Here is a 22,126-nt window from a genome sequence, read left to right on the forward strand (position 1 = left end):
ATTGCTCTCTTACGGGTCGGGGCTGTCGATGGTCAGGTGCTGGATGGCCTGGGTGGCGCTGGGCAGTGGCGTGCCCTGGCCAATCCACTCGCCATGGGTTGGCTGGCCAGCGCGTGATACACGTGCAACGAGTTGGACTTCGGCAAAGTCCGACAGTTTCATCTGCGGCATCATGGCGTCAGCATCGGACAACTCCACCTCGATCGGCAACTGCGCCACGGTCACCCGCTTGGCTGCCAGCGGCATCGGTGGACCATTGCTGGCGCGGGCGAAGATGAACACCGTGTCGTCCGGCTTGACCTTGTCCTTCAACGCCGCCGCCAGCTCCACGCGCACCTTCAAGCGAGCCGCCACGGGCGCCGCAGCCTGCCCCGGCGAACCACCCAGGCGCTCGGCGGCGCGGTCGATACCGCCCTGCAGCGCCGCACGCGAGGTATCACCTTCCGGCAGCTGCGCCAGCAGGCGCTTCCAGTAATCGATGGCTTCCTGGTAACGCTCGCCCTCGAAGGCAGCGATACCACGCAGGCCCAGGCTGGTCACTTCGTTGGGGTCGGCTTTCAGCGCCTCGTCAGTCAGCGCCTGCAGCTGCGGGCTCCATTTCTTGTCGGCGGCGAAGTACAGCGCCTGCGCCCACTGCCCGAGCAATTCGGGCTGGCGACCGGCCAGGGCCACGGCGCGCTCGAAGGTACGCGCGGCATCGGCGGGGCGCTGCTCGGCCATGTAGGCTCGGCCCAGGAAGTACACGGCCTCGGCCGAATCCGGCTGGGCCTGCACCACCCGTTCCAGGCGGGCAGTCATTTCTTCCATCGACTTGGGCGCTTCGGCAAACTCCTGGGTCAGTTCCACCTTGTCGGCCGCGCCGAAATGCAGGTACAGCCCCAATGCCAGCAGCGGCACCAGCAGCGCCGCCAGCAACGGCAGGGCCTTGCCCAGGTGCCCCTGGCGCGGGGCCTCGGCACCTTCGGTATCCGCCAGCAGCTCACGAGCGGCCTCGTCACGGCCCTTGGCCATCTGCGCCTCGTCGAGCACGCCAGCGGCCTGCTGGGCAGCCAGTTCGGCGACGCGCTCCTGGTACAGGGCCACGTTCAGGGCGGTGCGGTCTTCTTCCTGCTGGCGGCCACGGCCACGCAGGATCGGGATCAGCAGAAAGCTGAGGGCAGCGAGCAGCAGCAGGCCCGCGCTAAGCCAGAATTCAATCATGGGTCTGTTCTTTTTCCAGCAATTTGGCGAGACGCTCGCGTTCTTCGGCGGACAACTCATTGGCGCCCTGCACGGCCGCACCGCGGCGCCGGCGCACGATCAGCGCCAGTACCACGAAACCACCGGCCAGCAAAATCCCCGGGCCGAACCACAGCAGCCAGGTACGCCCGCTGAGCGCCGGCTTGTAGCGCACGAAGTCGCCATAGCGGTCGACCATGAAGTCGACGATCTGCTGGTTGCTCTTGCCCTCGCCGAGCATGCGGAAGATTTCCCGACGCAGGTCGGCGGCAATCGGCGCGTTGGAGTCGGCGATGTCCTGGTTCTGGCACTTGGGGCAGCGCAGCTCCTTGGTCAGCTGCTGGTAGCGCTCACGCTCGGCATCGTCGCGGAACTGGTAGGTGTCGATGGCCGCCTTGGCCACGCCTGCCAGGCTCAAGCCCATGAAGAGCCCCAGCACGGCAGCTGCCAGCCCCCGCTTCATGGCTTGGCCTCGTCGACCAGGCCCTGGTACAGCGGCGCCAGCTGCTCACGCCAGACCGTGGCATCGACCACGCCCACGTGCTTGTAGCGGATGATGCCCTTGGCATCGATCAGGAAGGTTTCCGGCGCGCCGTACACGCCCAGGTCCAGGCCCAGGCTGCCCTGCTCGTCACGAATGTCCAGCTGGTACGGGTTGTGGAACTCGGCCAGCCACTTCAGGGCCGCCGCATTGTCGTCCTTGTAGTTGACGCCGTGGATCACCACGCCCTGCTGGGCCAGCTGGTTCAGGTAGGGGTGCTCGACCTTGCACGACGGGCACCAGGTGGCCCACACGTTGACCAGTGCCGGGCGGCCCCGCAAGTCGGTCTCGGTCAGGGTACGGTCGCCCTGGGTCGAGGCCAGGGAAAACGCCGGGAACGGCTTGCCGATCATTGCCGAGGGCAGCTCGTCGGGCTTGAGGAACAGCCCTTTGTAGAGGAACACCGCCACCAGCAGGAATACCGCCAGGGGGACTACCATGATCCAACGCTTCATGCAGCTGCTCCAGACACGCCCAAGGCATCACGCACCCGGGTCTTGACCTTGACGCGATAGCGCCGGTCGAGGGCCGCCAGCAACCCGCCCAGGCCGGTCAGCAGACCGCCCAGCCAGATCCAGCGGACGTAAGGCTTGATATGCACGCGTACCGCCCAGGCACCGTTCTCCAGCGGCTCGCCAAGGGCGACGTACAGGTCGCGGGTAAAACCGGCGTCGATGCCGGCTTCGGTCATCATCGACTGCTGCACGGTGTACAGGCGTTTCTCCGGGTGCAGGGTGGTCACTTCACGGCCATCGCGGCTGACCACCACGGTACCTTTGTCGGAGATGAAATTCGGCCCTTCGAAATGCCGGGCACCCTGGAACAGGAAGTGGTAACCGCCCAGTTCCACGCTCTCGCCCGGCGCCATGCGCAGGTCGCGTTCAGCGCTGTTGTTGCTCGACAGCACCACACCCAGCGCGCACACCGCCAGGCCCAGGTGCGCCAGCTGCATGCCCCAGTAGCTGCGACCCAGCCCGGGCAGGCCCTTGAGCAGGCCTTTGTGGCGGGTCTTGTCGAGAATGTCGCGCAGCCCGCCAAACACCACCCAGGCGGCCAGGGCGAAGGCGGTCAGGGTCGGCCAGTCGAAGTCGTCGACGATAAAACCCGCCACCGGCGCGAGGATGGCGCTGCCGAGCAGCACCGGGGTCATCATGCTGGCCAGCCATTTGCCGGGGGTGTCTTTCCAGCGCACCACCACGCCCACGCCCAGCACCACCATCAGCAGTGCCATCAGCGGCAGGAACAAGGCGTCGAAATACGGTGGGCCGACCGACAGCTTGGCCCCGGTCAGCGCATCTAGCACCAGCGGGTACAGGGTACCAAGCAGAATCATCGAGGCCGCCACTACCAGCACCAGGTTGTTGGCCAGCAGCAGCGTCTCGCGCGACCACAGGGCAAAGCCGACCTGGCTCTTGACCACCGGTGCGCGCAGGGCGAACAGGGTGAGCGATCCACCGACCACGAACAGCAGGAAGATCAGGATGAAAATGCCCCGCGACGGGTCGGCGGCAAACGCGTGCACCGAGGTCAGCACACCGGAGCGCACCAGGAAGGTACCCAGCAGGCTCAGCGAGAACGCGGCAATCGCCAGCAGCACGGTCCAGCTCTTGAATACCCCGCGTTTCTCGGTCACCGCCAGCGAGTGGATCAGCGCCGTACCTACCAGCCAGGGCATGAACGAGGCGTTTTCCACCGGGTCCCAGAACCACCAGCCACCCCAGCCCAGCTCATAGTAGGCCCACCACGAGCCCAGGGTAATGCCGACCCCGAGGAAGGCCCAGGCAACGATGGTCCAGGGCCGCGACCAGCGCGCCCAGGCGGCGTCCAGGCGGCCACCGAGCAAGGCGGCGATGGCGAAGGCGAAGGCCACCGAGAACCCGACGTAGCCCATGTACAGCATCGGCGGGTGGACGATCAGGCCAAAGTCCTGCAGCAGCGGGTTGAGGTCGCGGCCATCGGTCGGCACCTGCGGCAGCAAGCGCTGGAACGGGTTGGAGGTGATGATCAGGAAGCTCAGGAAGCCCACGCTGATCATGCCCATTACCGCCAGCACGCGGGCCAGCATCACCTGCGGCAACTGCCGCGAGAACACCGACACGGCGAAGGTCCAGCCGCCGAGGATCAGCGCCCACAGCAGCAGCGAACCTTCGTGGGCGCCCCACACGGCACTGAACTTGTAGTACCAGGGCAAGGCGCTGTTGGAGTTGCTGGCCACATAGGCGACCGAGAAGTTGTCGGTCATGAAGGCATGGGTCAGGCAGGCGAAGGCAAAGGCCAGGAAGGCGAACTGCCCCCAGGCCGCCGGCCGCGCCAGGCTCATCCACAGGCTGTCGCCACGCCAGGCGCCCAGCAGCGGCACGCTGGCCTGCACGGCGGCAAAACAGATGGCCAGGATCATCGCCAGCTGGCCGAGTTCGGGGATCACCAGCGCCGCGTTCATGGCTTGGCCTCCCCGCCGGTGGCGGCCTGGCCGCTTTCCTTCAGGGCCTTGGTGACCTCGGGCGGCATGTACTTCTCGTCGTGCTTGGCCAGTACTTCATCGGCCACCACCACGCCATCGGCGTTGAGCTTGCCGAGGGCGACGATGCCCTGCCCTTCGCGGAACAGGTCGGGGAGGATGCCACGGTAGGTGATCGGCACCGACTTGTTGAAGTCGGTGACCACGAAGCGCACGTCCAGTGAATCGGACGAGCGCTGTACCGAACCTTTCTCGACCATGCCGCCGGCGCGGATGCGGGTGTCCAGCGGCGCTTCGCCGTTGGCGATCTGGGTCGGGGTGTAGAACAGGTTGATGTTCTGCTGCAATGCGCTCAAGGCAAAGCCGACGGCAACCCCGACGCCGACCAGCAGGCCGACGATGAGCAACAGGCGTTTCTTGCGCTGCGGATTCACTGGTTGTTCTCCCGGCGCAAACGGCGCGCCTCATCTTGCAGGTAGCGACGGCGGGCCAGCACGGGCGCGGCGACATTCAGCGCCAGCACTGCCAGGCAGATGCCATAGGCCGTCCACACGTACAGGCCATGGTGGCCCATGGCGAGAAAGTCACCGAAGGTGGCGAAACTCATTGTGCGGCCCTCCGCCCCAGGCTGTTCAATACTTCGTCCTTGACCCAACTGGCGCGCGCTTCGCGCTTGAGCACTTCAAGGCGCATGCGCAGCAACAGCACCGCGCCAAAGAAGCAGTAGAAGCCCAGCGCCGTGCACAGCAGCGGCAACCACATTTCTGCGGGCATCGCCGGCTTTTCGGTGAGGGTGAAGGTGGCGCCCTGGTGCAGGGTGTTCCACCACTCCACCGAGTACTTGATGATCGGGATGTTCACCACGCCGACGATCGCCAGTACCGCACAGGCCTTGGCTGCACTGTCACGATTACTGATTGCCTGGCCCAGCGCAATAATGCCGAAGTACAGGAACAGCAGGATGAGCATGGACGTCAGCCGGGCATCCCAGACCCACCAGCTTCCCCAGGTGGGCTTGCCCCAGATGGCCCCGGTGACCAGTGCCACGGCGGTCATCCAGGCACCGATGGGGGCGGCGCATTGCAAGGCGACGTCGGCCAGTTTCATCTTCCATACCAGCCCCACCACCCCGGCCACTGCCAGCAGCACGTAGCAGGACTGCGCCAGCATCGCCGCCGGCACGTGGATGTAGATGATGCGGAAGCTGTTGCCTTGCTGGTAGTCCTGGGGGGCGAAGGCCAGGCCCCAGGTGATGCCGACCAGCAGCAGGAGCACGGCAGCACCGGCAAGCCACGGCAGCATGCGGCCGCTGATGGCATAGAACCATTTGGGGGAGCCCAGCTTGTGGAACCACGTCCAGCTTATTTTCATCAGGGTACATCCAGGGTATTGGCCGGGCTTGAAAGCCCGGGACTCGTTATTCGCCGACGCTGATCTTCAGGCCGGCCGCTATCGCAAAGGGTGCCAGGGTCACGGCCAGGGCCGTCAGGCTGGCGAGCCAGAGCAGGTGGCCGGTTGCCGGCATATTCTGCAACGCCGCTTGCAACGCACCACTGCCCAGGATCAATACAGGGATATACAACGGCAGAATCAGCAATGCCAGCAGCAAACCGCCGCGTTTCAGACCGACTGTCAGCGCCGCGCCCACCGCCCCCAGCAGGCTCAGCACCGGCGTGCCCAGCAGCAGGGAACCGAGCAGCACCGGCAGGCAATGGCTCGGCAGCCCCAGCATCAGTGCCAGCAGCGGCGCCAACAATACCAGCGCCAGCCCGGAAAAGATCCAGTGCGCCAGCACCTTGGCCAGCACCAGCAGCGCCAACGGGTGCGGCGACAGCACCCACTGTTCCAGCGAGCCATCCTCGAAATCGCTGCGGAACAGGCCGTCCAGCGACAACAGCACCGCCAGCAGTGCCGCCACCCAGACCAGGCCTGGCGACAAGGTTTGCAACAATTGGCTTTCCGGGCCGACTGCCAGCGGGAACAGCGCAACCACGATGGCGAAAAATACCAACGGGTTGGCCAGCTCGGCCGGGCGGCGGAACAGCAAGCGCGCTTCGCGGCGCAACAACAGGATGAATACGCTCATGCCGCCCATTGCCCCAGGTTCAGTTCACGGTAACCGGAGGGCTTGCGTTCCAGCGTGTGGTGGGTGGTCAGCACTACCGTGCCGCCTTGCTCGCAGTGGGCCGCCAGGTGCGCCTCGAGCTGCGCCACGCCCTGCTTGTCGAGGGCGGTGAAGGGTTCGTCGAGGATCCACAGCGGCGGGCTGGCCAGGTACAGCCGGGCCAGGGCCACGCGGCGCTGCTGGCCAGCAGACAGGGTGTGGCAGGGCACGTCTTCGAAACCACGCAGGCCGACGGCCGCCAGTGCCGCCCAGATCGCCTCGCGGCTGGCCGGCTGGTGCAGGGCGCACAACCAGGTGAGGTTCTCCTCGGCGGTGAGCAGGTCCTTGATGCCGGCGGCATGGCCGATCCACAACAGGATGCTGGCCAGGGCGTGGCGCTGCTCGGCCAGTGGCTTGCCGCCCAGCAGGATCTGCCCGGCCGTCGGCTGCATCAGGCCGGCCAGCAGGCGCAGCAGGCTGGTCTTGCCGCTGCCGTTGGGGCCGCTGATCTGCAGCATGTCGCCGGGCCGCAGCTCGAAAGCGAGGTGCTCGAACAGCAGGCGCCAGTCGCGCTCGCAGGCCAGGCCCGCGGCTTGGAGGTGAAGGGTCACGGTTTCGCCTTATCTTTGTAGGGCTAGAGGTCGGCGTCGTCTGCTTCGCGGGTAAACCCGCTCCCACAGGTTCAGCGCAGGGTTTGAAAGCTGCGCAAACCTTTGTAGGAGCGGGTTCACCCGCGAAGCAGGCGACGCCGACCTCTAGCCCTGTATCTCAAGTCGCCCCCCTCGCTGCCGTTATACTGGCAACGACGGACGGTCGGCATTATTACACGCGCCGCCGCGCTGCCAAGAGGGCGGGCTCGACAGGTTGTATACAATCATGACTGAAATCAATAGTCTCGGCGCACAAACCGCGATCAGCCCCCAGGCCATCAAGGCGGGCATGACCGGCGAACTGCTGCGCCTGACGCAACCGCAGCCCGGCTTGATGGCCCCCGGCGAGACCGCGCAAGCCGAGGTCATGTCTTTGCGCCAGGTGGGCCAGGACTTCCAGCTGGTGCTGCGGTTGATGCTGGCCAACGGCACCCAGACCCAGCTGCAAGCCAGCGCCAGCCAGCCCCTGCCCCAGGGTAGCCAGGTCACGGTCAGCCAGACCGAAAGCAACCGCCTGGCGATCATGCTGCAGCAGGCCAGCGCCAGCCAGGTCGCCACCCTCACCCAGCTGGACACCAGCAAGGTGCCGGTCGGCACCCTGCTGCAGGGCAAGGTCCTGACCAACCAGGCACTGGTCCAGGCGCCCGGCCAGCCCGCCGTCTACCGGGCGCTGGTCAGCCTGCTGAACAGTGCCCAGGCCGGCGCAACCCTGAGCGTGGATAGCCCGCGACCGCTGGCCGTCGGCAGCCTGCTCAGCGCGCTGGTGCAGGGCGACCAGTCGCTGCGTTTCGTACCGCTCAGCGGCCGCCAGGACCAGCTCAGCATTGCCCAGCAGCTGCTGACCCAGCAAAACCGCCAGGCTTCGCTGCCCGGCCTGCTCAATGCCCTGCAACAGGTGGCCCGCGACCCGGGCGCCGATGGCGAACTGCGAGCCAGCGCCGAACGCCTGCTGGCGGGCCTGCCGGAAGCCCGGCAACTGGGTGATGCCAAGGCAGTGGCCCAAGCCCTGAACAACAGCGGTACCTTTCTCGAAGCCAAACTGCTGGGCGGCCTCCCGGCCAGCGTCGCCACCGACCTCAAGGCGCACTTGCTGCGGCTGATCACCGTCGCGCCGGCCAGCATACCCGGGGCGCCCAACCTGGCGCCCGCCAGCCTGGCCGTAACCATGCCGGCCCTGGCCCGCAGCGCGCTGGGCATGCTCGAACGGGTCAGCCCCAAGCCGCAGCCGGGCGCATTCCCGCTGCCGTCGCGCCTGCTCAAGGCCATGGAAGACGAAGGCGACCTGCAACAACTGCTGCGCCTGGCCGCCGCTGCCGTGTCGCGCCTGCAAAGCCACGCCATGAGCAGCCTGCAACAAACCGGTACCCTGGAAAACGGCAACCTGCAGACCACCTGGCAAACCGAAGTGCCGATCCGTCACGGCCAGGAGTTCATCCCGTTGCAGGTCAAGCTGCAACGCGAGGAAACGCCACAACAGCAAGCCGACCGCCAGCAGGAATCAGCCGACCCGCTGCAAGCCCTGTGGCGTATCGAGCTGGCTTTCGACCTCTCGCCCCTTGGCCCGGTGCAGGTCCAGGCACAACTGAGCCAAGGCCGCCTGGGTGGCCAGCTTTGGGCGGAACGCGAGGCGACAGCCCGGCTGATCGACAGCCAGCTCGGCAGCTTGCGCGAACGCCTGTTGGCGCGGGGCCTGGATGTAGGTGATCTGGAATGCCATCCTGGTATCCCGCCACAAGGCCCGCGTACGCGGGTTGAACAACGCTGGGTGGATGAGAACGCATGACGCACCAACCTGCACGGCAGGCGATTGCCCTGTTCTACGACGGGCAGCAAGCCCCTACCCTCACCGCCAAGGGCGACGATGCGCTGGCCGAGGCCATCCTGGCATTGGCCCGCGAGCACGAAGTGCCGATCTACGAAAATGCCGAGCTGGTGCGCCTGCTGGCGCGCCTGGAGCTGGGGGACCAGATACCGGAGGCGCTGTACCTGACCATTGCCGAAATCATCGCCTTTGCGTGGCACCTGCGGGGCAAAGTGCCTGCGGGCTTCGATGACGAACCTGCCGCCCCAGGGCCTACCCCACCGCTGCTCGGAAGGCTGCCCGGAGGCGAAGGCGCCTGACCGCCATGGTATCCATGCAAATTGCCTTTTTGCGCCATATTGGTAACGTGCCGTTCAAGGTCAGGCGCTTGGCGATGTAAGGAATACTGTAATGCGTACCATCTGGTTCTTGCTGCTCCCGGGCACCCACATCCTTGATCTAGGCGGCCCGCTACAAATCATGGCGAGCCTCGAAGAACTCCAGCTGGCACCGGTCAACGTACGTTGCATAGCCGCCAGACAACAGGTCAGCAGTTTTCAGGGCGTGACACTGAGTGGCCTGCACCAGTTGCCTGAGCGGCTCGCACCGCAGGACTTGCTGTTCGTGGTGGGCAACAAGCTCTCTGCGAAACCCGCCGAAACAGCGATATTGACCGCCACCGCCCTGTGGCTGGCGAAGGTGGTCAGGCAAACGCCGGATATAAAGCTGTGCTCCATATGCACCGGTGCGTTCCTGCTGGGCGAAGCTGACTTGCTGGATGGCCGACAGTGCACCACGCACCATCGTTACGTCGATTTGCTTCGAATGCGCTACCCAGCAGCCAAGGTGCTGGAGAACCGCCTGTTCGTCGAGGACGATGGCGTGTTCACCTCGGCAGGGGTGTCCAGCGGAACTGACCTGGCACTGCACATCGTCAGCCTGGAATTTGGCAAGGTCGTGGCCAATCAGGTAGCGCAGGAGCTGGTCATCTACCGGCGCCGCGCTGGCGAAGATGTGCAGCTGCGCGCGGCAGACCTGGCGCGCAATCACATCCACCCGTTGGTGCATGCGGCCCAGGACTACATCGATGCACACCTGGGCACCCACTTCAGCTTCGAACAACTGGCCAGCCAGTTCAATGTCAGCTACCGGCACCTGGCGCGACTGTTCCGCGACAATACCGGTCAAACGCTGCAGAGCTACCTGCGCACCCAACGCATCGACCTGGCCCGTGAGCTTTTGCGCAGCAGCCACCTCAACGTGGAACAGATTGCCGAACGTTGCGGCTACGGCAGCAGCCATGCCTTTCGCCTGGCATGGCGCCAGGAAATGCCGCAACCGCCCCTGCAGTTTCGCCATGCTCTCGCCCACGAGCGCGCCTAGATTTTCGACTGCTACCGCTCGCTTATCGCAGTCGGGGCGAAGCTTTCGGTGAAGAACTCCACCACGGCCTGGCGCGAAGCGTCGCGCGCCGCCGGGTCAGGTGCCGAACGCCCCACGCCGCCCTGACCACGGTGCAGGAACGGGTCCTGATACTCCTGGGCGGCCTCCAGCCCGTTGAAACCGTGCTCTGCGCCGGGGTAAACCAGCACCTGCGCACGCGCCTGGTCTTCGCTGGGCAGGTTTGAAATCAGCGACGGGCAGGCACGTGGGTCATCGTCGTACTGGTCGTTTTCGCCTACCAGCACCAGCAAGCGAGCCGGGGCCAGATGCTTGAAGGTATAACCTGGCACATGGTTGTAACCCCAGCACACGGGGTAAAACGCTGCCATCGAGATGGGGCGAATACCTGAGGCTTGCTCCAGCTCGTCGTTGATGGGCGCAGAGGCGGCGAGCATGGCCTGTACGCCCCCCCAGGAAAACCCGAGCACTCCCACGCGCTGACCGTCGACGCCAGGCTGCTTGGCCAGGTAAGCCAGGGCGCCTGCCAGGTCCGGCAGGGTATCGTGCACGCGTGGCGGCCGCCCTTGTGCACCGCCAGTGAGCCTGCGCGCGCCCCACATGTCCAACTCCAGCGTTGCGATGCCGCGGGCATTGAGGTCACCGCCATGCAAAGGACCACGCGAATCCATACCCGCCGAGCCATGCAGGATGATCACAGCCGGTACCGGGCCCGCGGCCTTGGCCGGCAACGACAACACCGCCGGAACCCGAATCGGTATCGCCTTGCCGGCGGATGGCAGTGGCTGACTATAGAAAGAGACGAGCCGTTTGCTGACTGTGGCAACAGTGCCGCTATTGGTGGCAGCGACCTCAGCCCGAGCCGTTGCGACCTGAAGGGCACAGCCCAGCACCAAGCTGATGGCCATTACTTTGAACATCTGGTTACCCCTGAACGTCATGAGCGGGTGTTGAACCGGCACCCGTTATCGAAAATTGACGGCGCCCGGCATCATCCGCACATCGCCATTACTGCCAGGCCGTCGACATGCCATTGGGTGAATGCCAATGGGTCGAGCATCGCCATGCCTGCCATCACGCAACTCGCCAATGCGAAAGCCACGGCATAGAAACGCACTTCCTTCGCGCAGGCCGTGCCATACACCGCGATCAATGCAAGGATCTGCACGCCCACGGCGAACACGCCAATGCCGAATCCTGAAGCGAGCAGTTCAGCCATTGAATACCGCGTTCCGGTTATGGCCGACCGGCGCTGCCATGGATGTTTGCAAGGACACGGCCTGGAAAGCCTGTTGCAGGTCGGCCTTGATATCGTCCACACGCTCCAGGCCAACGCACAACCTGATCAAACCATCCGAGATACCCGCCTGATGCCGCGCCTGTGCGTCCAGCCGCCCGTGTGTGGTTGTAGCTGGATGCGTGACCATGCTGCGGGTGTCGCCAATGTTGGTACAGCGCGCCACGCAACGCAGTTGGTCAATCCATTGCCAGGCTGCGGCCTGGCCCCCGACGATCTCGAAAGCCAACAGTCCGCCATGGCCGTCCTGCTGGCGGCATGCCAATGCATGCTGGGGGTGGTGCTCCAGGCCGGTGTAATGCACCGCGGTCACCAGCTCCTGATGGCTAAGCCAGCGGGCCAGCTCGAAGGCGCTCTGCTGTGCCCGCATCATCCTGACTTCGAGGGTTTCCAGGCTTTTGAGCAGCAGCCAGGCGTTGAACGGGCTGCAAGAAATGCCCAAGGTACGCAGAACACCCCGCAACACCTGCATCAGGCTTTGCGACCCCGTCACGACGCCCGCCAATGCACGCCCTTGGCCATCCATGTACTTGCCAGCGGAGTGGATGACCAAATCCGCTCCCAGTGTGTGTGGCCGCTGAAAAACCGGGGTCAGCAAGGTGTTGTCCACCACCAGCAACGCCCCTTTTTCATGTGCCAGCGAGCTTACGGCGCGGATATCACCGATTTTCAGCAGCGGATTGGAGGGCGACTCCAACACCACCAGGCGGGTCCTGCCGTCGATTGCCGACTTCCACTGCGCCAGGTCTGTCAAATCGACGAACCGGGCCTCGATCCCGAAACGGGCCATGTAGTAGCTGAAGGCATTGACGGTAGTGCCGAACACGTCACGGCTGCAGACGATGTTGTCGCCTTGCTGGAGAAAGGCGTGACAAAGCGCGGTAAAAGCGCCCATGCCGGTAGCGAACGCCACTGCACTTTCAGCGTGTTCGAGCGCTGCCACACGGCTTTCAAACGCTTGAACGGTCGGGTTGGTGAAGCGGCTGTATACATTGCCCTGCTGTTGCCCGCTGAAGCGCTCGCAAGCCTCTTTCGCTGAAGCGAAGGTATAGGCGGACGTCATGGCCAACGGCTCGCAGAACACATCGGACAGGTCGCTGACCCGGTGAGCATGCAGTGCCCCAGTTGCATTGAAATCAGTTGCGTTGAAATCATCCAGGCCAATCACGGTCGATTGCATGGTTTTGCGCCTCCTTGTTTGCATTGAACAATGCGCAATTGATTGGTGGACTATTCAGGTTCGGCGAGTTGAGCAGCCAGGGTTTCGCTTGATGGGCGAACCGCTATCAGCCACAACGATGCCAGGGCAGCCACCGCCGTGGCCGTGGCCAGGCCGGCCAAGGTCAGCTGATAGCTTTGATGCCGGTCGAAATCCAGTGCGCCCAGCTGCGTGGCCACCAACGCGCCAAGTTGATGTACCAGGAACAGCATCCCGAACACCTTGCCTTTGATTTCGGCGCCATACAGCGCGAAGCAGAAGGCAGATGTGAGCACCACCGTTCCGAGGTAACTGGCGCCAAACAGCACAGCGAACACGTACGTTCCAAGGGGCCCGGGCGTGGTCAGCAGCACGATGACCGCAGCGGTTCGCAGCAGGTAGAACATCATCAGCAGCAGGCCCTTGTTGTAGCGGGTAGCCAACCAACCCGCGAGCAGGCCGCTGACCAGTTCCAGCACACCTAACAGGCTCAGGCCGCTGGCCTGCACCGAACTGGGCAGCGCCTCACCCTGCCAGAACGACACCAGATGAACATCGATGAACGCCATGGTGGCACCACAACTGGCGAAACTGAGGGCCAGCACGAAGAAGCGCGGGTCACGCAGCAGAAACATCACCGGATGCCTGACCTTTGCCGCCTGCGGGTCGGGCTTCAACGGCACGGTGCGGGATACCCAATACAGCGCCAGGCTCAAAGGCACCAGAAAGATCAGGCCAACCCAGGAGAACACCGACTGCCAGGGCACGCTCTGCTGCAGCATGATCCACAACGGCGACAGCACGATGAAGCCAATGGAGGTGCCGTTGGTGACGAATGCGAAAGCGAAGGCCTTGAACCGTTCAGCGACCAGGCGATCGACCAGAATACCCATGGGTACATAGGTCATCGCAGCGAGGGCAAAGGCGCCGAGCAGGCCATACAACAGGGTGAACACCAGCAGGTGCGTGCCTGCGAATGTCACGCCCAGCAGCACCACCCCGCCGCTGACACTGCCCAGGGCCACCGTGCTCAAGGGCCCAACCCTGTCGCTCAGCCACCCCACCACGGGCGATACCAGGCCAATGGTCAGGACGAACAGCGATCCTGCGGTAGCCAAGGCTGCGCGCCCCTCGCCAAAGTGGGAGGCCAGGTCGACGAAGTAGACTTGGTACAACCCCTTCAAGGCGCTGGACAGAAACATCACCACGAAGCCGACGACCAGCACCGAGACGATCAAGGTAGAGCTGAATTTCTGTTTCATGGCCAATCCTTATCGTGTGGGCATTACACCGCCTCGGCCTGCGGAGCTCGGCAATACGCCTGGTACATGTTTTCGTACATTGCGTAGAACAGCTGGCAGGTGTGGTCTACAGCCTGCAACGCCTCTTCTTGCATCTGCGCGGTGGTGCACAACTGCGAGACAAGGTCCAAGCCTTCATTGACGTGGCCCACGTCTTCCTTCTGGTGCACCGAGAAGAACAGCAAGTCTTGTTCGGCCAGGCCATAGGCACGCCCCAGCAACACATGCCGTGCATCTCCAGCGACGGTCTCGAGGTTTTGCCCTTCGCTGGCGATCATCACTGCTGCCGCACCAATGTGATAACGCGCCGGGTCACGTACCGCCTGCAGGCGGAAATCGATCAGTTCCCAGGTGGCCGGCAGCGGCTGCTCGGCATCACGCTCGGCATCGCTGATGCCGAGCGCCCTCAGGAAATTCTGCATGAGCACGACATGGTTGTCGGTGCGGGAAAGCCGGCCGGTTTCTTCTTCGAAACAATTGGTGATCAGTGCCCGCTTGTGGGCAGGCAACGGGCAATGAAAGAACAAGTGCTCGACATAGGTCAGGAAATACTTGGTGAGCTGATAGCCTTGCAACGCGACCTTGCGCAGCAGCGGCCTGTTGCCCTCAGGCGCAAGCAGTTCCTTGAATATCGGGTGGGACAGGGTCAGATGGTGGTGCAGTTTCTGCTCCAGCTGATCGCGAAAGTCTGCAGTAGATAAGGCCATTCAGGGTGTTCCTTGGGTGAGAGAGGCAGGTGCCGTTGACCGCGATGGCCACAGGCAGAGTCGACGAAGGGCAACTCAGTCCAGGTTGAGTCGCAGCGCAAGGCTTTCCACGGGCTGGGCCATGTAATGGCCGCGATGCTTCACGCCATCGACACGTGCGTAGTCGTCCAGCACGCCGTAGGTCTGGAAGCCGAAGGTTTGCCATAACCGGTGTGCACGGGTGCCCTCGCGTACATCCAGGGTCAACAGCTCGATACCTTGGGCTTGGCACAGGCGCACGACTTCGCTGAAAGCCCGTGCCACCAGGCCGGTCCCGCGATAGGCCGGATGCACCACGCCTTTGCTCAGGTCGGCAATATGCCGGCAGTTCGGCATGCTGCTGCGCGAAACAATGACAAGGCAGGCCGGCCCCGCCATTGCCTGGCCGAGCAGGACATGGGTATTGCCGCCATGGATGCGCTCTTGCAACGAGGCCGTGAATTCGACGCTCTGCCCGGCAGACATCTCGTGCTCGTAACCCAGAACACCGCCATCGCCAACCGTGCTGTTGATCAGTTGCATGATGGCCGGCGCGGTATCGCTGTCGGCCTGACGCAACCACTGCAACTGTGGCTCGCCAGGGGCCACCTGCTTTGAAGAGAGGGTGTTCATTGCGTAAATCCCTTGTGCGTACAAGCAGGGATTTAAACGTTTAAGTGCGATGCCGGGTAAGAAGGGAACCGGACAGGAAGCGGAAGGATAGTGACATCCACGACCAAAATGCCATCAGCGCCCGAGGGCCAGGGGGGACGAGATCGGCCAGGCGCCGTACCGACATATCTACCACCGTCTTTTCGTGCCCCTGTTTCAACCTTGCCGGCTTCATCTCAGCGCAAGGTACCCCCATGCATTCGACTCGCATCAACGTGATGGGCACGCATTACGTTATAGACCACCTCGGCCATGTGCCTCGCCCCGATCGTGAAGCCAACCGCGCCATCCGCCAATGGCTCGCAAAGCAAGGCCATGACCCGGACCCGGACCAGCTCGAAGTCGTTACCCTTCACTATTGCCCGGACGGCGCAGGTGGCCATCTGGCCGCAATCAGCCAGCGCACCAGCCTGACTCAGGCACTGCTGGGCAACTGGCAGGGTGAGTCTGCCAGTGACATGTTCGGCAAGCTGCTGCAAGCACCGTGGGCCGGTGCGTTACCCGCAGGCCCGATACGGTTGGTGGGAACCCTCCCGCAACCCGTCTTCAATCACTACGGGGCACCCTTCGAAGTATTCAACGGCCTGTTTCGGCGCACTACCCCGCAACGCTACGACGCTTCCACCCATTTGCCGGTAAGCGCCGAAGCCTTCCAGCAGTTCAACAGCAACCTGGACTTCCAGCAGCCTTTCAAGGCGGCGCTGGATGTGTACTGGCGTGACCATCTGCACAGTCACAGGCTGGCGCTGAAGCTCAACTTCATCGCAGCCTGCAACAGACAGGTCAGCGAGGGCAGCCTCAGCGAGCCTGCACGGCAACTGGTCTGGCAAGCGGCCGGGCTGATGCCACGGCGTAACAGGCTGCGATGCAGTACCTTGAGCATCTACGGCTATGCAGCGACCGACCTGCTGTACCTGAACGACCCCGCCACCGACCTGACGGTGCTGTACGTACCTGGCAACAGCTCACCGTTGCTGACGTTCAGCAGCGAACGAGAATTGAAGGCCTGGGTCGGCGAACAATGCAAAGACCCGACCAAACGCCAGGCCCTGAAACAGCATTTTCGCCTGGCAGATTGCCCGCAAGGCCTCGACTTCAGCGGCCTGGACACTGCCATGGAGGGGCTGGGTGCCTACCCTGAACGGCACCTGCTGCCTCCCGAACACGGCTATTTCAACGACGACGGCACCTGGCCGCCGCAGACCTATGTCAACTATCGACCTACCAGGTACAACCCAAGGATCAAGGGCGACCTTTTCCAGGCATTGGCCGAGCGCCAGCGTCAGCGCAGCTACGACGATGCCGCGTTTCTGATCACGGCTGACAGCGAAGTCATCAAGGCCAGGTGGCGTGGCTACCTGGCCACTACGCTCAACCTGCTGGCGCCACTGTGCCTGGTGGTACCCGGCCTGGGGCCGCTGCTGGCCATCGGTGGCATCGCCCAGCTTGGCCTGGGACTCGACCAGGCAATCAACGGCAAGTCACTGCAGCAACAGCAAGAAGGTATCGGCAACATCACCTGGGGCCTGTTCAACGCCTTGCCCCTGGCGGCAGGCGCTGCCGCAAGGGGCAAGGCACTGTTCGAATTCAAGGTCGAGGGTTTCGCGCCGCCGACGCGGCTGAATGAACAGATCGGCTACCCTCTGAGCCCACTCTCGCCACCGCGCTTTCCCGAGCCCGAGGGCGCAAGCTACTTCCATATCACCGACCCGATAGAGCCACTGCCTGACTGTGACCAGGCGGTTGCCGACGCAGTCATTCGTACGCCCCAGTACGATGGTGAGCCAGACACCCTGGCAGCGAACATCAAGGGCTACAACGCCAGAATGATCTACGACATGGAGCGGGATGTTTTCATTCGGGCCGAAGACCTGAACCAGGTCGACCCTGTAGGCTTCGTGGCGGTACCCGACAGCCGGAACCTGAGCCCCGCGCCGCAAGGGCGCGTGGTTACCCATGCAATGCGCAACCGCACCCTGCGGGCGCTGGGCGTGGACCTGCCATTGCCGCTACAGGTACCTGCCAGAGCGCCGGGCAGTTGGCCAATACCCAAACGCATCTCCTGCCTCTGGGTCGGTGACCGGGTCATCGGCCCGGAGCTGCTGGCCAATCTGGGCCAGAACGCAGCGCAGTTGCAAGACAGCGAATACAGCATACGGTTGTTCCTTTCCAGCACTGCCCGGCACGCCTATGCCGAAAACCTGGATCTGCTGGCCAGTCATGCTCCGGGCTTGCAAGTTCTGCCGCTGGAGGAGCAGGCCTTCTTCAGGGCTTTTCGACAAAGCAGATACTACGCGCAGTACGACGCTGCCCTGGATGGCAACGGCGGCGTTGCCAGCAACTATGCATCGGCATGCGATGTGCTGCGCTACCCGATGCTGCACCACGAGGGTGGCTTGTACATGGATGTCGATGACACCTTGCTCGCGCCAGGCGAGTACTCATTGATCATCGACGGGCAACCGGTAGGTCCCGCCGGTGAACCTATCGATCAGGTCGAACTGAGCACAGACGCCACAGGGCTGCTGCTGGTACCGCCCATGTCCAATGAAAAGATGAGCATGAACAGCCTCTACAATTCCAGCCTTATCGGCAGCCACCCCGGCAACCCCACACTGGAGGCCATTTCCGAAGAGATGCTCGCACGCTACCAGCTCAATCGCGACTTCTACGACAGCAAGCCCAGCCTGGCTGAAGACCCGGGGAGCTTCTATGAGTATGCCAGCCGCCTGAGCTACCTCACCGGCCCTGCCCTGCTCAGCGACGTGGTCGACAGGCAGCTGCCGAGCCTGCGCATCCTGCGCCAGCTCACCAATCTATATGGGATGCCGCGCATCAATGCCTACCGGTTCGTCGATCTGCCACGCATGCGCGATTCGGTGCGTACGCTCCTGCCCCTGAACCGCTTCGCCACTGTCGGTGGCAACCATTCCTGGAGCCGAACATGAACCCGCGCCAACCTGTGGTCGGCGCAGCCGGCCAAGACTACGTCAAGGCAATGCTGGGTTCCGTGCCTCGCCCTGACCGCAGTGCCAGTGCAGCCATCCGCGAATGGGCCAGCCAGCAGCGGCTGGACGTGGAACCCGACAACACGCTTGCGGTGACCTTGCATTGCAAATTCGTTCCCAAGCGGGGCTGGCTGGCCAAGGTCGTCCAACAAATGAACCTGACCGACGCGCTGCTTGGCAACTGGCAGCAAAGCGGCTACTCCAAGGTTGCCGAGCAAACCGCGCAGTTGCTGCTAAGAGGCGGGACGGCCGCCGTCGACCTGCTAGGTGTACTGCCGGAGCTGTCACTGCCACATGGTCGAGCGCCCTGGGCCCAGGCCTTCAGCCATGGTCAGGTGACGATCGTCGATGAATTGCCAGGAAGCGGCCTGGACCACGACATCGATGTGCACACCGAATTCCATGGCCTTTTCCGCCAGACCGCACCCATGCGCTACGACGCCAGCACTTATGTGCAGTTCGACGCCACGACCTTCCAGTCCTTCATCTGGCAACTCGACTTCCAGGGCGTATTCAAACGCCAGCTCGATGACTTCTGGGCCCATGCCGCCAGCCAGTACAGCGTCAGCGCGTGCATCGCATTCCTCGCTGCCTGCAACCGGCAGGCATTGCGGGGCAACCTCAGTGAACAGGGACGCAGCCTGGCGTGGCGGGCGGCAGGCGTGGAACGCTGGCACCACGGCGGAAGCCTCAGTGCCAACGGGGTAGACGCCAGGCTGCTGAACATCAATGGCTACCCATCAAGCGACATCCTCTGCCTGAGCGATACGCGCAGCCGCCTGACCTTGCTGTACATACCGGGCAATACGGCGCCGTTGCATGAGTTCGCCAACCCGGGCGCCATGCGTACGTGGCTTGCCAGGCAGTGCCGCGACGCCGACAAACGGGCGCCCCTGCTTGCCCACTTCAGGGCCTGCGATATTCCGGACAGGATTGGCCGCTCGGGGTTGCGTCGGGTACTTAAGGGCATGGGCGATTTCCCGCCCCGCCAGATCATCCTGCCTGCAACCAGCGTGTATCGCCTGGCCAGGGTTTGGAACCCGCATACCCTGATCAACTACAAGGCAGACACCTCCAGCCCACGCATCGAATACAACCTGTTCGAGGCATTGACGGTGGCACAACGTCAACGCAGCCAATCCGACGCCGACTTCCTGATCACGCGCGACAGTGAAGTGACCAAGGCCGCATGGCGCAGCTATTTCTACCTGACCATGAACCTGGCCACACCGTTTCTGCTGGTGGTTCCCGGACTGCTACCCCTGGCTGCCGTGGCCGGGGTGGCCCAATTTACAGTGGGCCTGGACCAGGCGCTGCACGGTAAGGATGTGAACCAACAGCTCGAAGGCGCGGAGCAGGCCGTGTTCGGCCTGCTGAACGCAGCCCCGGGGCTGGCGCGTGGAGTCAAGGCGAGCAAGGCGCTGTTCGGCCAACGCCCCATTGGCTTCATCAAACCGGTGAGGCTCAATGGCCGCATAGGCTACCCGCTGAGCCCGGTCTCGCCGCCACGCTGGCCCGGGCCTGCGATGACACCCTATTTCCAGGACCTGGCAGTAGCGGGCGACCAGTTAGCCGCCAGCTGGTCCGGCGCCGATTCACACATTGCCCGCTGCGTAACGCGGCGCAGGGCATTCGGCACGGGTGACGAACTGATCGGCGATGTGGGCAATGGCCAGCACCCGCTCTACTACGACGCCCGACAGGACAGCTTCGTGCTCAAGTGCCCCAACGGCACACGCGGCACCCAGCACTATGTGGCCAGCGCCGATCCGCTGCAGCCCTCGATCAGCCGGCTGCTGCCCGATACGGACCCGTTGCGGGAAATCAGCCCGGCATCGCGCTCGCGTACGCTGCGGGCACTGGGTATCGATCTGCAGCTGCCCGTCGACGTCGATGCACTGGGGACTGCACCAGGCATACCCGTCCCCAGACAGGTATTGCACATCTGGCTGGGTGACAGGACGATCGCCGGTGATTACCTGGCTGCGCTCGACAACAACGTGCAGGCACTGCGCAACAGCGATTTCACGCTCAAGCTCTACCTCTCCAATGCAAACCCTCAGGCATTCGAACGCAACATGACCCTGCTGCAGCCCCGCATCGCCGAGGGGCTGAAGGTGGCTGTGCTGGAGCACCAGAACTTCTATCGCCAGTTCGAGGCAAGTGAATACTTCGGCCAGTACCAGGCTGCGCTGGAAGGGAATGGCGGTGTGGCGAGCAACTTCTCCTCGGCCTCGGACATCTTGCGCTACCGCGTCCTGCACAGCGAAGGGGGCATCTATCTGGATATCGACGACCATCTGCTGGTCGAGCCGGACGCAACCGGGCAGCTGCGGGCAAAGATCGACAGCGTACCGCTCACCACGCCCCTCGACGGGCTGCTGTTGAGGAGCCCGGTGTGCAATGCGCAATTGGGCATGTATACCAGCTACAACACCAGCATGATTGGTAGCCGCGCTGGCAATCCGGTGCTGAACGCCATTTCCGACGAGATCCTGGGCCGTTACCTCACCCCGGAGGGCCAGGCGTTCTACGAGGCTCCCAAACCGCCGCGGCAGCATGCGGCGGCATTCCAGGCCTATACCGAAAGGCTCAACACGCTGACCGGGCCCGCGGTGCTCAACCATGTAATCGACCAACGTCTACCTGAGCTCTACACCTTCAGGCAGGTGGCAGACCTGGCCAACATGCACACCCTGAACTACGACGCGCTGCTGGATGAAGCAGCACAACGGCGTGCAGAGCTGCGACTGCTACCACTGGAAGAGGTCGCAATGGCAGGGAACGCACAGGGCTACTGACTGCCGGGCGAGCTTGCGCGGCCACTGTATCAGGGGCCGCGCAATGCTCATGGCAATCAGTTGCTGCGATGCAGCTTGCTCATCAGCTCCGCCTCGGCCTGGGTCAGGCCGCAGCTTTCGGTCAGCTCGGCCACGCTGGCGCCCATGCCCACCAGCTTGGCCGCCTGGGTGAAGGTGACGTTGTGCGGGTCGCGCTGCTCCAGCTGCTGGATCTTGTCTGGCAGCGGGGCAACCGCCACGCGCAGGTCGTGCAGCGCCTCGCCCATGCGCACGGTACCGTTCTGGTAGTCGTCCAGGCGCTTGGCGAGGTCCTTGATGCGCTGGTCACGCAGGGCATCACCCTCGGCCTGCTGCGCGGCCAGCTCGCGCTGGCGCTTGCTGTAGTTGAGGAAGAACCACAGGCTCAGCGCCCAGACCAGCGCCAGGAAGATGACAGCAACCTGTAGGATCAACTCAGATGTTCTCCAGCTCGGACCACTCTTCCTCGGTCATCATCTTGTCCAGCTCGACCAGGATCAGCAGTTCGCCATTCTTGTTGCACACGCCCTGGATGAACTTGGCCGATTCTTCGTTACCCACGTTCGGCGCGGTCTCGATCTCGGACTGGCGCAGGTAAACCACCTCGGCCACGCTGTCGACCAGGATACCGACCACTTGCTTGTCGGCCTCGATGATGACGATACGGGTGTTGTCGGTGACTTCGGTCGGCATCAGGCCAAAGCGCTGGCGGGTGTCGATCACGGTGACCACGTTGCCGCGCAGGTTGATGATGCCCAGCACGTAGCTTGGCGCACCCGGCACCGGGGCGATCTCGGTGTAGCGCAACACTTCCTGCACCTGCATCACGTTGATGCCGTAGGACTCATTGTCCAGACGGAAGGTAACCCACTGCAGGATCGGATCTTCGGAACCTTGTGCAGACGACTTTTTCATTCCCCTACCCTCAAAATC

22 protein-coding genes are annotated in these 22,126 nt (G+C 63.6%); 5 read left to right on the top strand and 17 right to left on the bottom strand.

Annotation, left to right across the window (positions count from 1 at the left end):
• Positions 1-9: 9 nt before the first annotated feature.
• Genes ccmI through ccmA form a run of 9 tightly spaced genes read right to left on the bottom strand, consistent with a single transcriptional unit; the run spans position 10 to position 6,932 of the window.
• Positions 10-1,200 carry a c-type cytochrome biogenesis protein CcmI gene (gene ccmI, locus CAG44_RS04000; protein ID WP_015271184.1) on the bottom strand — a complete coding sequence of 397 codons (1,191 nt, stop codon included), beginning with the start codon at positions 1,198-1,200 and terminating at the stop codon, positions 10-12.
• The gene (locus tag CAG44_RS04005; protein ID WP_025340052.1) at positions 1,193-1,681 is read right to left on the bottom strand and encodes a cytochrome c-type biogenesis protein; all 489 of its coding nucleotides are present in this window, start codon (positions 1,679-1,681) and stop codon (positions 1,193-1,195) included. The genes ccmI and CAG44_RS04005 overlap by 8 nt, the downstream gene beginning before the upstream one ends.
• Positions 1,678-2,214 (bottom strand): DsbE family thiol:disulfide interchange protein, encoded by a 537-nt coding sequence (locus tag CAG44_RS04010; RefSeq protein ID WP_085588985.1) that lies wholly within the window; start codon positions 2,212-2,214, stop codon positions 1,678-1,680. Before CAG44_RS04010 ends, CAG44_RS04005 begins: the two co-directional genes overlap by 4 nt.
• Complete coding sequence (locus CAG44_RS04015) at positions 2,211-4,184, bottom strand: heme lyase CcmF/NrfE family subunit (protein ID WP_178076914.1); 1,974 nt, start codon at positions 4,182-4,184, stop codon at positions 2,211-2,213. Before CAG44_RS04015 ends, CAG44_RS04010 begins: the two co-directional genes overlap by 4 nt.
• A gap of 11 nt (positions 4,185-4,195) precedes the next feature.
• Positions 4,196-4,651: a cytochrome c maturation protein CcmE gene (gene ccmE / locus CAG44_RS04020; RefSeq protein ID WP_019096399.1), complete on the bottom strand. Its 456-nt coding sequence runs from the start codon at positions 4,649-4,651 to the stop codon at positions 4,196-4,198.
• Positions 4,648-4,824 (bottom strand): heme exporter protein CcmD, encoded by a 177-nt coding sequence (gene ccmD / locus CAG44_RS04025; protein WP_013973562.1) that lies wholly within the window; start codon positions 4,822-4,824, stop codon positions 4,648-4,650. Before ccmD ends, ccmE begins: the two co-directional genes overlap by 4 nt.
• Entirely contained in the window at positions 4,821-5,588 is a 768-nt protein-coding gene (locus tag CAG44_RS04030) for a heme ABC transporter permease (RefSeq protein WP_012273476.1), read from the bottom strand. Before CAG44_RS04030 ends, ccmD begins: the two co-directional genes overlap by 4 nt.
• Before the next feature lie 46 nt (positions 5,589-5,634).
• Positions 5,635-6,312, bottom strand: a complete 678-nt coding sequence (gene ccmB, locus CAG44_RS04035; protein ID WP_013973563.1) for a heme exporter protein CcmB — start codon at positions 6,310-6,312, stop codon at positions 5,635-5,637.
• Positions 6,300-6,932: a cytochrome c biogenesis heme-transporting ATPase CcmA gene (ccmA, locus tag CAG44_RS04040; protein WP_013973564.1), complete on the bottom strand. Its 633-nt coding sequence runs from the start codon at positions 6,930-6,932 to the stop codon at positions 6,300-6,302. The genes ccmB and ccmA overlap by 13 nt, the downstream gene beginning before the upstream one ends.
• Before the next feature lie 265 nt (positions 6,933-7,197).
• On the opposite strand from ccmA, the gene CAG44_RS04045 reads away from it, so the two are divergent.
• From CAG44_RS04045 to CAG44_RS04055, 3 genes are all read left to right on the top strand, one after another.
• The gene (locus CAG44_RS04045; protein ID WP_085691631.1) at positions 7,198-8,754 is read left to right on the top strand and encodes a flagellar hook-length control protein FliK; all 1,557 of its coding nucleotides are present in this window, start codon (positions 7,198-7,200) and stop codon (positions 8,752-8,754) included.
• Positions 8,751-9,092, top strand: a complete 342-nt coding sequence (locus CAG44_RS04050; protein WP_075045906.1) for an EscU/YscU/HrcU family type III secretion system export apparatus switch protein — start codon at positions 8,751-8,753, stop codon at positions 9,090-9,092. Before CAG44_RS04045 ends, CAG44_RS04050 begins: the two co-directional genes overlap by 4 nt.
• Before the next feature lie 91 nt (positions 9,093-9,183).
• Positions 9,184-10,155 carry a GlxA family transcriptional regulator gene (locus CAG44_RS04055; protein ID WP_085691632.1) on the top strand — a complete coding sequence of 324 codons (972 nt, stop codon included), beginning with the start codon at positions 9,184-9,186 and terminating at the stop codon, positions 10,153-10,155.
• Between the two features lie 11 nt (positions 10,156-10,166).
• Here CAG44_RS04055 and CAG44_RS04060 read toward each other — a convergent pair whose 3' ends face one another.
• The 6 genes from CAG44_RS04060 to CAG44_RS04085 form a co-directional block, all read right to left on the bottom strand.
• Positions 10,167-10,913, bottom strand: coding sequence for a dienelactone hydrolase family protein (locus tag CAG44_RS04060; protein ID WP_178079508.1), 747 nt, complete (start codon positions 10,911-10,913; stop codon positions 10,167-10,169).
• Positions 10,914-11,164: 251 nt separating this feature from the next.
• Positions 11,165-11,392, bottom strand: a complete 228-nt coding sequence (locus tag CAG44_RS04065) for a hypothetical protein (protein ID WP_085588993.1) — start codon at positions 11,390-11,392, stop codon at positions 11,165-11,167.
• Entirely contained in the window at positions 11,385-12,650 is a 1,266-nt protein-coding gene (locus tag CAG44_RS04070) for an aminotransferase class I/II-fold pyridoxal phosphate-dependent enzyme (protein WP_085691634.1), read from the bottom strand. The genes CAG44_RS04065 and CAG44_RS04070 overlap by 8 nt, the downstream gene beginning before the upstream one ends.
• A gap of 50 nt (positions 12,651-12,700) precedes the next feature.
• A complete protein-coding gene (locus CAG44_RS04075; RefSeq protein ID WP_024087451.1) occupies positions 12,701-13,930 on the bottom strand; it encodes an MFS transporter in 1,230 nt (409 codons plus the stop codon).
• Between the two features lie 23 nt (positions 13,931-13,953).
• A complete protein-coding gene (locus CAG44_RS04080; RefSeq protein ID WP_085691635.1) occupies positions 13,954-14,676 on the bottom strand; it encodes a TenA family transcriptional regulator in 723 nt (240 codons plus the stop codon).
• A 75-nt stretch (positions 14,677-14,751) separates the two neighbouring features.
• On the bottom strand, positions 14,752-15,327 hold the full coding sequence (locus CAG44_RS04085; protein ID WP_013973573.1) for an N-acetyltransferase: 576 nt from the start codon (positions 15,325-15,327) through the stop codon (positions 14,752-14,754).
• A gap of 233 nt (positions 15,328-15,560) precedes the next feature.
• Between CAG44_RS04085 and CAG44_RS04090 the strand changes: the two genes are divergently transcribed.
• Together CAG44_RS04090 and CAG44_RS04095 are read left to right on the top strand one after the other, a co-directional pair.
• A complete protein-coding gene (locus CAG44_RS04090; RefSeq protein WP_085691636.1) occupies positions 15,561-18,314 on the top strand; it encodes a dermonecrotic toxin domain-containing protein in 2,754 nt (917 codons plus the stop codon).
• Positions 18,311-21,175: a dermonecrotic toxin domain-containing protein gene (locus CAG44_RS04095; protein WP_085691637.1), complete on the top strand. Its 2,865-nt coding sequence runs from the start codon at positions 18,311-18,313 to the stop codon at positions 21,173-21,175. The genes CAG44_RS04090 and CAG44_RS04095 overlap by 4 nt, the downstream gene beginning before the upstream one ends.
• A gap of 56 nt (positions 21,176-21,231) precedes the next feature.
• Here CAG44_RS04095 and CAG44_RS04100 read toward each other — a convergent pair whose 3' ends face one another.
• Complete coding sequence (locus tag CAG44_RS04100; protein ID WP_025340064.1) at positions 21,232-21,627, bottom strand: DUF2802 domain-containing protein; 396 nt, start codon at positions 21,625-21,627, stop codon at positions 21,232-21,234.
• Position 21,628: 1 nt separating this feature from the next.
• Complete coding sequence (locus CAG44_RS04105) at positions 21,629-22,108, bottom strand: chemotaxis protein CheW (protein ID WP_003254393.1); 480 nt, start codon at positions 22,106-22,108, stop codon at positions 21,629-21,631.
• Positions 22,109-22,126: the final 18 nt, after the last annotated feature.

The sequence above is a fragment of the Pseudomonas sp. B13(2017) genome (assembly GCF_002113245.1).
Classification (GTDB): domain Bacteria; phylum Pseudomonadota; class Gammaproteobacteria; order Pseudomonadales; family Pseudomonadaceae; genus Aquipseudomonas; species Aquipseudomonas putida_Z.